Source organism: Sinorhizobium sojae CCBAU 05684 (assembly GCF_002288525.1).
GTDB lineage: Bacteria > Pseudomonadota > Alphaproteobacteria > Rhizobiales > Rhizobiaceae > Sinorhizobium > Sinorhizobium sojae.
In genome coordinates this window covers 851,475-864,806 of sequence record NZ_CP023067.1, presented here as the reverse complement: position 1 = coordinate 864,806, position 13,332 = coordinate 851,475, and the positions used below count along the sequence as shown (strand labels likewise).

Sequence of the window (13,332 nt, the reverse complement as noted above, 5' to 3'; positions counted from 1 at the left end):
ATGAAATCACCTCAGACGACCGACAGACCGGCAGCCGCTGCGCTGCGCCTCCTCCAGGTCCTCGAACCGAGTGGTGGGGGATCGGGGCGGCATTTCCTCGATCTCTGCCGTGGCATGCATGCGCGCGGCCATCATGTCGAGGCGATCTATTCGCCCCTGCGCGCGGAGGACGGCTTCGTGCGCGAGTTGACGGAAATCGGCCTTCCCGCCGTGCACGTGGTCGATATGCATCGCGCGCCAGGCCCTTCCGACCTGCCGGCATTCAGCGCCATCCAGCGGATCATTCGCGGGGCCGAACCATTCGATGTCATTCACGGCCACAGCTCCAAGGCCGGAGCCTTGACACGCCTGAGGTTTCCAGGCCGGCACGTGCCGCGCGTCTACACGCCACACGCCTTCCGCACCATGGACCCGACGCTCGGGCGCGGCGGCAGGTTGATCTATGGCGCGGTCGAAACGGCGCTCGCCTGGTTCTATACCGATCATCTGATCGCCGTTTCCGAGGACGAACGCGCCCACGCTCTCTCGATCGGAATTCCGGAAGCGCGGATGTCGGTCGTCGTCAACGGCGTTCTCGCCCCCTCCCCTGAGATGGCGCAGACGGTGCGCGTGAGCTTCGGCATTCCGGCCGACGCCTTCGTTTATGGCTTCATCGGCCGGCTCGCGGCGCAGAAGGCGCCGGAGCGCCTGCTTGAGGCCTTTCAGCGCGTCGCCCATTCGGTCGGCAACAGCCACCTGGTGATGGTCGGCTCCGGCGAAGCGGAAGAAGAACTCCGGAGATACATTGCCGAAAGCGGATTGAAGGAGCGCATTCACCTCACCTCCGCGTTCACCGGCCCGCAGGCCGTCTGCGCCTTCGACCTGCTCGTCATGCCGAGCCGCTATGAGGCCATGTCCTACGTCATGCTCGAAGCGGCTGCCGCCGCGCGGCCGATCATCATTTCAAACGTCGGCGGCGCGCATACCGCGGTCGACCACGGCGAAAACGGCTTCATCGTCGAAAACAGCGACGACGTCTCGCAGCTCGCCAAGGCGATGATCGCCGCCACCGATCCGGAGAGATATGCGGAGCTCGCCGAAGCCGCAGAAGCCCGCAAGAACCGCTTCACGCTCGGGCAGATGCTCGACCGGACGGAGGAGATCTATCGGCGTCTGGCGGCACGGCGGCGCGGCTGAAGCCGCTCGCGTACGCGGCGCCGCAAGCGGAGCGGATTACGTATACATAAAGAGAGCGGGCCTCGAAGCGCGGCGAGCGCGCTGTGAGGCCCTCTATTCGGCGCTGTGCTGCCTATTCTTCAGCGGCCGCTTCGCCTTGCTGCAGCTTCCGCTGCAGGAGGAGGTCATCACTCGGGGTGGACTGTTCGGCTTTCGTCACGCTCGCCGTCGTGACCTCCTTGTCCACCGCGTAGGCGGATGCCGTGACGTCGGCATGTCCAAGGCACGCGGCGGACGCCACCGTCGTCGACAGGGCGAAGGCGGCTGCAAGTACGAGGATGCTCTTCATCGGGCTTCTCCTGCTGTTGCCGGCGTAGTGTATCCGCGGCAGGACCGCGATCCAAATCACAAAACGATGCATTCGAGCAGCAAAGCCGATCGGAGATCGGGACACGGCAATTCTATTTTTCCCTTGCGCCGACCAAGCGATCCGACTAATGAGAGCGGGCTTGTAACAAAGCGGGTCGGAGCGTAGCGCAGCCCGGTAGCGCACTTGACTGGGGGTCAAGGGGTCGTGGGTTCGAATCCCGCCGCTCCGACCATTTTCCCCCGACGATCAATCACTTAAAGACGTATCGGAGATTTCCGCATGCGTCAAAATCGGAACAAAAGCGCTACAAGTACGAAAGTCGGCGCAAAGGTCCCGAGAAAATCCCGAAATGCGTTACGATGGCGCGGCATTAACCCGTGGGCGCGCAGGAACATATTCCGGCGTGGTGCTGGGCGCGCAGGAACATTTTAACTCCGCAGAGATTCTGACGCCGACCGATCGGAGAAGAGAACATGACCAGACGCTGGGAGCGGCTCGCTTTGATCGTCGCCGCCGTCATCATTATCGCGAGCGCCGTCTTCTATGTCTACGTCGGAAGGTTCCCCGCCGCCGATGAGTCGCGGATCGAGGACACGACGGGCGAACCGGACGGATCGGGGCCGGTCGACGAAACCCCGCCAAGTGCGACGGGCGACATGGAGAACCCTTCCTGAATGCACCTGATATCGGCTTCAGGCTTCAATCGAGGGCCTTGAGCCCCTTCGACCGAATCACCGTACCTGGTCGAGCAGCCGCTTGCATTCGAGCAGGTCATAAAGCGCCTCCTGCAGCAGCGCCCGGTCTTCCTTGCTGACGGATGCCTTGCCGATCGAGATATCCGCGTCGTCGCCGCCGCCGCCGAAGGAGAAGAAGCGACGGCTTGGCGGCGCCTTGGCGCGGCCGACGATCTGGTCCTCGTCGGCGATGCCCACCTTCGGCGGCGCCGGTTCCTCGTGGCTGGACGCCGCAAGGGCCTCGACGGTCGCAAGATCGCCGCTTGCGATGGCGGCGACGAACTTGTTGCCATTGGCCTTCAGGAGCTTCTGCACGCCCTTGATCGTGTAGCCGTGGTCATAGAGCAGATGCCGGATGCCCTTGAGCAGGTCGACGTCCTCCGGGCGGTAATAGCGCCGGCCGCCGCCGCGCTTCATTGGCTTGATCTGCTGGAAGCGCGTTTCCCAGAACCTCAGCACGTGCTGTGGCAGATCGAGTTCGTCTGCGACCTCGCTGATGGTACGGAAGGCATCCGGGCTCTTTTCCATATCGTCCCCATCTCTACACGGCGATATGCGCACCCGACCGCTGTAACCGCTTGGATCGCTACGTCTTCCTCGGTGCGGCCCGGAGGAAAATCTGCAGCGGTTAGCGGTGAGCGATTAGCCTGCGCAATGAACGGATCATTGCGCGATGATCGCACGAATCAGGCCGATTTCAATGGCTTATGGAGAGGTTTTCAACCACATTTGCCACGATCACGAAGCCACGTCGGCTTGCTTCTTCTTGGCCTTGCGGCTCAGATGCGCCTTCAGCACCCGCTGCTTCAAGACATTCGACGCCTTGAAGGTCATGACACGGCGCGGCGAAATCGGCACTTCCTCGCCGGTCTTCGGGTTGCGCCCGATGCGTTCGTTCTTGTCGCGCACCTGGAAAGTTGCGAAGGAAGACAGCTTCACGCTCTCGCCACGCACGATAGCGTTGCAGATCTCGTCGATGACGGTCTCCACAAGTTCGGCGGATTCCGTCCGAGACAATCCGACCTTGCGAAAAACCGACTCAGCCAAGTCCGCCCGCGTTACTGTTTTTCCGCTCATCTTCCCCCACCGGTGTCTGGCATGCCGATCAGCGGAAGAAGACTATTGCCCTTGCCTTTTCCGGTCAAGCGCCTGCCTTACTTCAATTATTTTCTTTGCGCCTTACCAGCGGATGAGAATCGAACCCCAGGTGAACCCGCCGCCCATGGCCTCAAGCATCACGAGGTCGCCCTTCTTGATCCGGCCGTCGGCAGCGGCCGTGTCGAGCGCGAGCGGAATGGAGGCCGCGGACGTGTTGCCATGCTGGTCCACGGTGACGACAACCTTTTCGGGTGGGATGCCGAGCTTCTTGGCCGAGCCGTCGATGATGCGGCGATTGGCCTGGTGGGGAACGAGCCAGTCGACATCGTCGGCCGTCGTCCCCGTCGCCTCGAAAGCGGCCTCGATCACATCGGTGATCATTCCGACCGCATGCTTGAAGACCTCGCGTCCCTCCATGCGAAGATGGCCGACCGTACCGGTCGTCGACGGGCCGCCGTCGACATAGAGCTTGTCGCCGTGGACGCCGTCGGAGCGCAGCTGCGCGGTCAGAACGCCGCGATCGGCATTGGTGCCCTCGCCTTGCCGGGCTTCGAGGATAAGGGCGCCGGCGCCGTCCCCGAAGAGTACGCAGGTCGTGCGGTCGGACCAGTCGAGAATGCGCGAGAAGGTCTCGGCGCCGATCACTAGAGCGCGTCTGGCAAGACCGCCACGGATATAGGCATCCGCCGTTGCAACCGCATAGACGAATCCGGAGCAGACCGCCTGCAGGTCGAACGCCGCCCCATGGCGCATGCCGAGACGGTTCTGGATATTGACCGCTGTTGCCGGGAAGGTGTTGTCGGGGGTCGAGGTCGCGACGATGATCAGGTCGAGATCGTCCGGGGTCAGCCCGGCCCGCTGAAGGGCGGCGCGAGCCGCTCCCTCGCCCAGCGAGGCCGTCGTCTCGCCCTCGCCGGCGATGTAGCGCTGGCGAATGCCGGTCCGCTGCACGATCCACTCATCGGTCGTATCGACCCTGGATTCCATTTCCTTATTGGTCATCACCCGCTTCGGCAACGCTGCGCCGAAACCGCGAACGACAGAACGGATCATCTGCTTAAACCTTTCATTCAAGCCCGTGGAAGGGCCTCCGACGGCTGGGTGCCGTGATAGCGCGCCAGGTCGGTCTCGATCTTGGCCTTCAGGCCGTTCTTGACCATGTCGTAGCCGACGTCGATGGCCGCGGCGAAACCCTCGGCATCCGTGCCGCCATGGCTCTTGATGACGATACCGTTGAGACCCAGGAAGACGCCGCCATTGACCTTGCGGGGATCCATCTTCTCGCGCAGCCGATCGAAGGCGCCCTTGGCGAAGATATAACCGACCTTGGCGAGGAGCGTGCGCGACATGGCAGCGCGGAGATATTCAGCGATTTGCCGGGCGGTGCCTTCCGCTGCCTTGAGCGCGATATTGCCTGAGAACCCTTCGGTTACGACCACGTCCACGGTACCGCGGCCGATGTCGTCCCCCTCGACGAAGCCATAATAGTCGATTCCCTCGACATTGGCTTCGCGGATAAGCCGGCCGGCCTCCTTGACCTCTTCCTGGCCCTTGATCTCTTCGACGCCGACATTCAACAGGCCGACCGACGGGCGCTCGACCTCGAAGAGGGCGCGGGCCATCGCGCCGCCCATCAGGGCGAAATCCATGAGCTGCTGCGCATCCGCGCCGATCGTCGCGCCGACGTCGAGGACGATGCTTTCGCCCTTGAGCGTTGGCCAGATGGCGGCGATCGCCGGACGCTGAATGCCCTGCATTGTCCTGAGACAGAAAACCGACATCGCCATCAGCGCGCCGGTATTGCCTGCGGAAACCACGACATCCGCCTCGTCGGCATTGATCGCGTCGATGGCTTTCCACATGCTCGACTTGCCGCGCCCGCGCCTGAGCGCCTGGCTCGGCTTCTCATCCATGCCGACCGCGACCTCGCAATCGTGGAAGGTGCTCGCGGCCTGAAGCTTCGGATGTTTCGCCAGCAGTTCGGCGCACCGCGATTCCTGGCCGAACAGAACGAATCTGATGTCCGGATGACGTTCGAGCGCCCTTGCTGCGCCCGGGATGACGACTTCAGGACCATAGTCGCCGCCCATCACGTCAAGTGAAATTCTGACCACGCGTGTCTTATCCCTTTTTCCCGCCATGCGACGCGTCTGGCCGCGGCGCATTCTTCAAGCGGCAGCGATCCCGCGTTCCTTCTGACACTCGGGCCAGCATACAACGTCCCGGCACTGCGACCCCTTGGCTGGAGCCGGGCCAAAATACTGCTTTTCGCTTGCGTGACAACCGAATTGTAGGCCGCGCCCGCACCCCTTCATTTCTTTTTCCAATCCTTGAGCACCGCAAACGGATTAGGCCGCTTGTCGTCCTCGGCGGAACTCTCGATGCGCTCGCCGAAAGCGATCCCCTCCTTGCGCGGATAGGGGTCGATCGCCAGAGCCACATATTCGCAGACGACCGCGCCGACGTCGATCGTGTCGCCGGCAAAGGTGTCGGGGATGTCGGGGCCGCCCGGATCGAGAATCATCTCTCCGCCGTCGTTATCGGCCTGGCGTGCCAGACGCGAGCCTTCCGGAACGAAGATCGCCTCGACCGGCTCACAAATATCCGCTTCGACCGGATCGAGCGTCACCACACAGGTCTGAACGATCTGCGCGCGCACCTCACCCCTGATCCTCACGCCGTCCTTCTTCCACCGCCCGATCTCGAGGTCGGCGTCGAGCGAGTGCACGCCGTCGACCTTCCAGAGCTCGGCAAGCGCGCGGCGTTCCGCCTCGTTTGCCGACACGTGCACTTTGACGGGATTTGCCGAAATATGCCCTACCTTCACCGGGAAGGAGAATGCCGAATTGCTTTCGTGCTTCATGATCAATTCCTTGCTGCCGCGCCGCGCGCAGGGCGGGCGCAGTCTTCTCGACCGCCGGTCAGGCCCGCGGCCCTGCCGGCGGAATGCGCAACTGGCCCACTTCGACCGCGTCCTCCGGAGTGCCCGACAGCGCCTCCTCGACGAGAAAGAGGTAGGCGGCGAGCCCCGCCATCGAGGGCGCGTCCTCCCTCTCAGGGTGGAAGTTGCGCCTGAGCGCTGCGGCAAGCGCCTGACAGTCGCCGCTGTCGAGGGCAGCCGCGTAGGATTCGAGCCGTCCGTAGAACATGCCGGCGAGCTTCTTCATCTTCTTTGGAACGCCTGCATCGCCGATGCCAAGCTCGCGGATGGAATGGTCGACATCTTCGAAAAAGGCATCGACGATCTCCTGCGCGATCTCCTGGCCGGTGCGCGCCGAGCTGCGGGTGCGCCGGAAATAGAGGATCAGCATCGCCGAGAGCATCTCGAACCGCCCCATCACCGTATCGGGCACATCAAGATCGCTATAGAGAAACGGTTGGCGCGCCGCCTCGGTCAGAAGCGCATATTGGCGCTCCACTATCGCAATGTTGCCGCTTTTTCTCTTGAACAGTCCAAAAATCATCACAAAGGCCAGCCGTGGCTTGCTTGAAATCGATGGGTAAGCGCCCATCACGTTGTTGCATGATAGCCGAAGCTGGTTTACCGAAGCAGGCACGAATTGCAATGGCGGATCTGCCATCGTTACTCCAAGGGGAGCAGTCGTTGACGAAGCGGTATTTGACATCACACCTGAAAGTACTGGCCCGTGCCGTGGTCGTGGCTTCGCTCTCCACTGCGGCCCTTGCCGGCTGCCAGGCGCTCGATGTCGGCGAAGTCCTGCATCAGGGCTATGTCGTCGACCAAGAAACGCTGAACCTCGTGCCTGTCGGATCGAGCCGCGAACAGGTCCTCCTCTCGCTCGGCACGCCGTCGACGACCGCGACCTTCGATAACGAGGTATTCTACTACATTTCGCAGACCCGCAAACGGCCGGTCGCCTTCATGAAGCCGAAGATCATCGACCAGTCGATCCTCGCCGTCTATTTCGACAAGGAAGGCGTGGTCAGCCAACTCGCCCATTATACGCTGCAGGACGGCAAGGTCTTCGACATGCTGTCGCGCACGACTCCGACCGGCGGCAAGGAGACAAGCTTCCTCGGCCAGCTGCTGACGGGCCCCGGTGTCGGCCAGGGTGCAGCGCGGAACCTCTTCAGGAATTTCGGCGACCTGTGACGAAATCGGTCCTCTTGCGCATCGGCCCGAAATCGTACCCGATTTTCGGAAAGCTCGAAGCGCAGGTTCAAAGAGTTGCAGCGTCCTTTGCGCGTCTGAAATGACGCGCGGCGCTGTAGGTGCCAGAAAGCCCGCGGAACACCAGTTCCGCGGGCTTTTTTGCTCAAGGACTTGTATCAGGCAAGCACCGCGAGCAGCAGCAAGGCCACGATGTTTGTGATCTTGATCGCGGGATTGACCGCCGGCCCAGCCGTGTCCTTATAGGGATCGCCGACGGTGTCGCCGGTCACGGATGCCTTGTGCGCTTCCGAGCCCTTCATGTGGCGCGTGCCGTCCTTGTCGACGAAGCCATCCTCGAAGCTCTTCTTCGCGTTGTCCCAGGCGCCGCCGCCGGAGGTCATCGAGACCGCCACGAACAGGCCATTGACGATGACGCCGAGAAGCGAGGCGCCGAGTGCCGCGAAAGCGGAGGCCTTCGAGCCCGAAAGGAGCAGCACGCCGAAATAGACGACGATCGGCGCCAGCACCGGAAGCAGCGAGGGGACGATCATTTCACGGATCGCCGCCTTGGTCAGCATGTCTACGGCGCGGCCATAGTCCGGACGGTCCGTGCCCTCCATGATACCCGGCTTTTCCTTGAACTGCCGACGCACCTCCTCGACGACGGCGCCCCCTGCCCGGCCGACGGCGGTCATGGCAATGCCGCCGAAGAGATAGGGTATCAGGCCGCCGAAGATGAGGCCGGCGACGACATAGGGATTGGAGAGATCGAAGGAGATCGTGCCCACATCCGCGAAATAGGGATATCTTTCCCCATTGGCGGCAAAATAGGCGAGATCGTTCGAATAGGCCGCAAAGAGCACGAGGGCGCCGAGGCCCGCGGAACCGATCGCATAACCTTTGGTGACCGCCTTGGTGGTGTTGCCGACCGCATCGAGCGCATCGGTCGACTTGCGAACTTCCGGCGGCAAATTCGACATCTCCGCGATGCCGCCGGCATTGTCGGTCACCGGGCCGAAGGCGTCTAGCGCAACGATCATGCCGGCGAGGCCGAGCATGGTGGTGACGGCTATGCCGGTGCCGAAGAGGCCGGCGAACTGGTAGGTGGCGATGATGCCTCCGACGATGACGATCGCCGGAAGCGCGGTCGATTCGAGCGAGACCGCCAGCCCCTGGATCACGTTTGTGCCGTGGCCGGTGACCGACGCCTGCGCGATCGAATTCACCGGCCGCTTGTTTGTGCCGGTATAGTATTCGGTGATCACGACGATCAGCGCGGTAACGATCAGGCCGATGATGCCGCAGAAGAACAGACCCCAACCCGTGATATCCTTGCCTGCGACCACACCGATCGATCCCCAGCCGATCGTCAGCGAGGTGGCGGCGCCGAGGCCCAATATCGACAGCACGCCGGTCATGATCAGCCCGCGATAGAGCGCGCCCATGATCGAGCCGTTGGTTCCGAGCTTGACGAAAAAGGTGCCGATGATCGACGTGATGATGCAGACGGCGCAGATCGCCAACGGGTAGACCATGATGCTCGCGAACATCGGGCTGTCGGCGAAGAAGATCGCCGCCAGAACCATGGTTGCGACCACGGAAACCACATAGGTTTCGAAAAGGTCGGCCGCCATGCCGGCGCAATCGCCGACATTGTCGCCCACATTGTCGGCGATCGTCGCGGGATTGCGCGGGTCGTCTTCCGGAATGCCCGCCTCCACCTTGCCGACGAGATCGCCGCCGACATCCGCGCCCTTGGTGAAGATGCCGCCGCCGAGACGGGCGAAGATCGAGATCAAGGAGCCGCCGAAACCGAGCGCCACGAGAGCATCAATTACCTCGCGCGAGGCAGGGTCATGCCCCAGGCCGATGGTGAGGATGAAATAGTAGACAGCAACCCCCAGCAGTGCGAGGCCCGCCACCAGGAGGCCGGTGATGGCGCCTGACTTGAAGGCGATGTCGAGTCCGGAGGCAAGGCTGACCGAAGCGGCCTGGGCCGTGCGAACATTGGCCCTGACGGATACATGCATGCCGATGAAGCCGGCCGCGCCCGAGAGCACCGCGCCGATCAGGAAACCGATCGCGGCCGCACCCGAGAGAAGAAACCAAACGGCGATGAAGACGACAACACCGACGATGGCAATGGTTTTGTATTGACGCATGAGGTAGGCCTGAGCCCCCTCTCTGATAAAGCCTGCAATCTCCTGCATGCGGGCATTCCCCTGATCGGCAGCCAACACCGACTGTGCCGCCCAGACGGCGTAGGCCACCGAAAGCAATCCGCATGCGATAACGGCCAATAAAATGGTCATTCGCACAATCCTCCGTTACAACCTGCGGGCTCACTCCCTGCCGCAGGCCCCTCAAGCCGCGACTCGCGCACCACCTCCTCAAGCGGCACGTCCTCACGGCGCGGCCAGAGTGCGATTGCGAACAGGGAACGTCAAGCCCCTGAAAATACCCGCATCTCCGGGACTGGGGGATTTTCCGGCAAGCCCGTTGCACGCAATTCAGGCCGCGGCGGCTTTCCTGCTCGCACGCATCAGGAGGGACAAAAGAAGGAGGCACAGGCCGGCGACCGGCCAAACGACGGCGTTGAGCATGTCCCAGCCATAGGCAGCCAGCACCTTGCCGGAGGCGAAGGAGGAAACGGCAACGGCGGAAAAGAGCACGATGTCGTGGAAGGCCTGGACCTTGTCGGCCTCGTGCGGGCGGTAGCTCTGGGCTACGATCGCTGTGGCGCCGATGAAGGCGAAGTTCCAGCCAAGGCCGAGTAGAACCAGCGCGGCCCAGAAGTTCCAGAGTTCGACGCCGAGATGCGCGATCGCCGCGCAGGCCATCAGCAGCAGGAACCCCGAGGCGACGATGCGCTCCGCACCGAAGCGGCTGACCAGCCAGCCCGTGACGAAGCTCGGACCGAACATGGCGAGCACGTGCCACTGGATCCCGAGCGTCGCGAGATCGCTCGAGAACCCGCAGCCGACGACCATGGCGATGGGCGCCCCGGTCATCATGAATGTCATCAGCGCATAGGCGGAGATGCCGCAGATCATGCCGGTCAGGAACCGCTGGCTGCCGGCGATCTCGCGCAGCGGCCGGGCGGGCGCCTCCGACTGCGCAGCGGATGCCGGCGAACCGTCGGGCAACCGCAGGGGCGCAAAGAAGAAGAGGGCGACGAGGCAGACTGGTACGAGGGCGACGAATGCGCCGGCAAACCACACGGGGGCAAAATAATCGCCGGCGAAAATGACGATCTGCGGCCCTAGGACCGCCGAGACGATACCGCCACCGAGAATCCAGGAGATAGCCTTTGGCTTGAAGAAGGACGGCGACGCATCGGCCGCGGCGAAGCGCAATTTTTGGGTGAAGCCGTTGGAGGCGCCGAGCACCGCGAGACCGCCTGCGAAGAGCCAGAAACTCTCCCGGAACAGCGCAGCCGCGGCGATCACGCCTCCGGCCGCGGCTATCAGAGCGCCGATCATGAAGGCGGAACGCCTGCCCGTGAGGCGTGACAGCATGGCCACCAGGATAACACCGAGCGCCATGCCGATATTGAAGGCGGTCAGGGGCGCGGTCGCCAGCGACTTGTCGTCGCCAAGCAGCTGGTGGCCGGCGACGCCGCCAACGGCAAAGCTGATCGGCCCGACGATGCCGAGAAGCGCCTGGGCGATGGCGAGCAGCAGAACATTGCGGCGCGCCTCACGAAGAACCGCCCCGACGTCGTCCACCGCCGCAGTAACCATGGGTTACTTCCGCCGCTCGCCGCGGATCTGCTTAGCGATCCGGTCGAGGACGGCGTTGACGAGCTTCGGCTCCTCGTCCTCGAAGAAGGCCTTGGCGATCTCGACATATTCGGTGACGATCACCGGAACCGGTACGTCCTTGCGCTCCAGAAGCTCGAAGGTGCCGGCGCGCAGGATGGCCCGGACCGTGGAATCGAGCCGGGAGAGAGCCCAATCGTCCTGCAGGGCCGAACCGATGAGGGGATCGAGCTTGCGCTGGTCGCGCACGACGCCGGAAACGATCGAGCGGAACCAGGAAGCGTCCGCCTTCAGATAGGTCTCGCCGTCGAGTTCCTGGCCGAGACGATGCGCCTCGAATTCGGCGACGATCTCCAGCACGCCGGTCCCGCCGACATCCATCTGGTAAAGCGCCTGCACGGCCGCCAGACGCGCTGCGCCACGCTGGTTGACCTGCTTCAGCGGCTGATCAGAGGGGGTATTCGTCACTTTTCTGCGCCCAACTTTTTCTTCAATTCGATCATGGTCAGGGCCGCGCGCGCAGCAAAGCCGCCCTTGTCGGCTTCCGACCTGCGGGCACGCGCCCACGCCTGTTCCTCGTTCTCGACCGTCAGGATGCCATTGCCGAGCGCCAGGCTCTCGCTGACGGCAAGATCCATCAGGGCGCGCGCAGACTCGTTGGCCACGATGTCGAAGTGATAGGTATCGCCGCGGATCACCATGCCGAGCGCGACGAAGCCATCATAGTCGGTGCCGCCCTCGTCCGCCGCATCAAGCGCCATGGCTATCGCCGCGGGAATTTCCAGAGCCCCCGGCACGGTGACGATGTCGTAGGTCGCACCGGTCGCGTCGAGCGCATGTTTCGCTCCGTCCAGCATCGCATCGGCCATATCGTCATAGAAGCGCGCTTCCACAATCAGGATGCGGAGAGGCTCGGTCTTCGCCATGGGTCACCTGTCTTGAAATCTAGGACCGGACTTGGCCGGTGCAGGCGGCGGTCAAACCATGACGCGCGCGGAATGGCAAGCAAATTCCGCGACGCGGAGCCATTTGCCGCGCCGATGCCCGTCGTCGCCTCCCGAGAGCCGCAATGTTTGGATGAAGTCACGGACTACTGTCGCGGCAATCAAAAGTTGAAGACACTTATGCATAACGCCACCTTTGGGATGTATATCATACTTGAAACCTCAAGTATCTTTCCGCCTCCACCGCAAGCTGAAGCTGTCGCCAGAACCAGTCCAGCCGCGGCAGGCGACCGCACTCCCTCGGCGGCCGATGTCCGGGGACGGCCGGGGGTGTATTTCAATTGCAGGCGTGGAAACATTTGGAGCGAAAATGCATCGCGTTCCCGTGATCGAGACCGAGCGGCTTCTCCTGCGCCCCTATCGGCGCGAGGATTTTCCCGTCTACTGTGCGCTTTTCGCGGACGAAGAGGTGACCCGCTTTGTGGGCGGCGTGCCGTATACGCGCGAGCAATCCTGGACGCGCTTCCTGCGCCAGGTCGGCATGTGGCACTATTTCGGCTTCGGCTTCTTCGCGATCCAGGAGAAGGAAAGCGGCGCATTCGTCGGCGAGGCGGGCTTCCACGATGCCCATCGCCAGATCACTCCTTCGCTTGAAGGAACGATGGAAGTGGGATGGGCAATCTCGCCGAAGTGCCATGGCCGAGGCATAGCAACAGAGGCGGTCGCCGCCGCCCTCGCCTGGGGCGACCGCGCCTTTCCCGCCCTGAGAAAGACCTGCATTATCGAACCCGGTAACCAGGCTTCGATCCGCGTCGCGCTTAAGCACGGCTTCACGGAATTCTGGCGCACAAACTATCACGGCCGGCCGATGATCATGTACGAAAGGCGTCCGGCGACCACCGCCTGAACCGGTGCGGCCGACCGCATTAGCGACTTCGGCCGCCCCGACAGGTTGCGAACATAAATTTTATTAATTATTTTTCAGAGAGTTACGCCACGGTTTCGGCCATATTCGCGCCCAGCTTTGCAACCGTCGGCACGGCGCGAGACCTTCTGAATGAGGAAACGCCGCCCCGGCAGTTCGAAACAGCCAGACGCCTTTCGCTGTGGGACCTCCCCCCGCAAACGGCCGGCGCTGGCCTGCGGAGCCATGCAC

General features: G+C 63.0%; 15 protein-coding genes and 1 tRNA gene. 5 read left to right on the top strand and 11 right to left on the bottom strand.

Annotation, left to right across the window (positions count from 1 at the left end; genetic code table 11):
• Positions 1 to 1,176, top strand: coding sequence for a glycosyltransferase family 4 protein (locus SJ05684_RS04185; protein ID WP_034854339.1), 1,176 nt, complete (start codon positions 1 to 3; stop codon positions 1,174 to 1,176).
• A gap of 112 nt (positions 1,177 to 1,288) precedes the next feature.
• On the opposite strand, the gene SJ05684_RS04180 is transcribed toward SJ05684_RS04185, so the two are convergent.
• Positions 1,289 to 1,504 (bottom strand): hypothetical protein, encoded by a 216-nt coding sequence (locus SJ05684_RS04180; RefSeq protein WP_034854170.1) that lies wholly within the window; start codon positions 1,502 to 1,504, stop codon positions 1,289 to 1,291.
• Between the two features lie 176 nt (positions 1,505 to 1,680).
• Between SJ05684_RS04180 and SJ05684_RS04175 the strand changes: the two genes are divergently transcribed.
• Together SJ05684_RS04175 and SJ05684_RS04170 are read left to right on the top strand one after the other, a co-directional pair.
• A tRNA-Pro gene (locus SJ05684_RS04175) sits at positions 1,681 to 1,757 on the top strand.
• A 241-nt stretch (positions 1,758 to 1,998) separates the two neighbouring features.
• Positions 1,999 to 2,199, top strand: a complete 201-nt coding sequence (locus SJ05684_RS04170) for a hypothetical protein (RefSeq protein WP_034854171.1) — start codon at positions 1,999 to 2,001, stop codon at positions 2,197 to 2,199.
• A 57-nt stretch (positions 2,200 to 2,256) separates the two neighbouring features.
• Here the strand turns inward: SJ05684_RS04170 and SJ05684_RS04165 are convergent, their stop codons facing one another.
• The 6 genes from SJ05684_RS04165 to SJ05684_RS04140 form a co-directional block, all read right to left on the bottom strand.
• A complete protein-coding gene (locus SJ05684_RS04165; protein WP_034854172.1) occupies positions 2,257 to 2,787 on the bottom strand; it encodes a MerR family transcriptional regulator in 531 nt (176 codons plus the stop codon).
• Between the two features lie 210 nt (positions 2,788 to 2,997).
• Entirely contained in the window at positions 2,998 to 3,336 is a 339-nt protein-coding gene (locus tag SJ05684_RS04160) for an integration host factor subunit alpha (protein ID WP_034854173.1), read from the bottom strand.
• Positions 3,337 to 3,438: 102 nt separating this feature from the next.
• Positions 3,439 to 4,410 carry a beta-ketoacyl-ACP synthase III gene (locus tag SJ05684_RS04155; RefSeq protein ID WP_034854174.1) on the bottom strand — a complete coding sequence of 324 codons (972 nt, stop codon included), beginning with the start codon at positions 4,408 to 4,410 and terminating at the stop codon, positions 3,439 to 3,441.
• Between the two features lie 17 nt (positions 4,411 to 4,427).
• Entirely contained in the window at positions 4,428 to 5,471 is a 1,044-nt protein-coding gene (gene plsX, locus SJ05684_RS04150; RefSeq protein ID WP_034854340.1) for a phosphate acyltransferase PlsX, read from the bottom strand.
• 197 nt (positions 5,472 to 5,668) lie between these two features.
• Positions 5,669 to 6,220 (bottom strand): YceD family protein, encoded by a 552-nt coding sequence (locus SJ05684_RS04145; protein WP_034854175.1) that lies wholly within the window; start codon positions 6,218 to 6,220, stop codon positions 5,669 to 5,671.
• A 58-nt stretch (positions 6,221 to 6,278) separates the two neighbouring features.
• Positions 6,279 to 6,821 carry a ubiquinol-cytochrome C chaperone family protein gene (locus SJ05684_RS04140; RefSeq protein ID WP_034854341.1) on the bottom strand — a complete coding sequence of 181 codons (543 nt, stop codon included), beginning with the start codon at positions 6,819 to 6,821 and terminating at the stop codon, positions 6,279 to 6,281.
• A 140-nt stretch (positions 6,822 to 6,961) separates the two neighbouring features.
• On the opposite strand from SJ05684_RS04140, the gene SJ05684_RS04135 reads away from it, so the two are divergent.
• Complete coding sequence (locus SJ05684_RS04135; RefSeq protein ID WP_034854176.1) at positions 6,962 to 7,471, top strand: outer membrane protein assembly factor BamE; 510 nt, start codon at positions 6,962 to 6,964, stop codon at positions 7,469 to 7,471.
• 176 nt (positions 7,472 to 7,647) lie between these two features.
• Here the strand turns inward: SJ05684_RS04135 and SJ05684_RS04130 are convergent, their stop codons facing one another.
• The 4 genes from SJ05684_RS04130 to ribH form a co-directional block, all read right to left on the bottom strand.
• Entirely contained in the window at positions 7,648 to 9,783 is a 2,136-nt protein-coding gene (locus SJ05684_RS04130) for a sodium-translocating pyrophosphatase (protein ID WP_034854177.1), read from the bottom strand.
• A gap of 198 nt (positions 9,784 to 9,981) precedes the next feature.
• Positions 9,982 to 11,214 (bottom strand): MFS transporter, encoded by a 1,233-nt coding sequence (locus SJ05684_RS04125; RefSeq protein WP_034854178.1) that lies wholly within the window; start codon positions 11,212 to 11,214, stop codon positions 9,982 to 9,984.
• Positions 11,215 to 11,217: 3 nt separating this feature from the next.
• The gene (gene nusB, locus SJ05684_RS04120; protein ID WP_034854179.1) at positions 11,218 to 11,700 is read right to left on the bottom strand and encodes a transcription antitermination factor NusB; all 483 of its coding nucleotides are present in this window, start codon (positions 11,698 to 11,700) and stop codon (positions 11,218 to 11,220) included.
• Complete coding sequence (gene ribH / locus SJ05684_RS04115; protein ID WP_034854180.1) at positions 11,697 to 12,158, bottom strand: 6,7-dimethyl-8-ribityllumazine synthase; 462 nt, start codon at positions 12,156 to 12,158, stop codon at positions 11,697 to 11,699. The genes nusB and ribH overlap by 4 nt, the downstream gene beginning before the upstream one ends.
• A 388-nt stretch (positions 12,159 to 12,546) precedes the next feature.
• Between ribH and SJ05684_RS04110 the strand changes: the two genes are divergently transcribed.
• A complete protein-coding gene (locus tag SJ05684_RS04110) occupies positions 12,547 to 13,083 on the top strand; it encodes a GNAT family N-acetyltransferase (RefSeq protein ID WP_034854181.1) in 537 nt (178 codons plus the stop codon).
• Positions 13,084 to 13,332 lie beyond the last annotated feature (249 nt).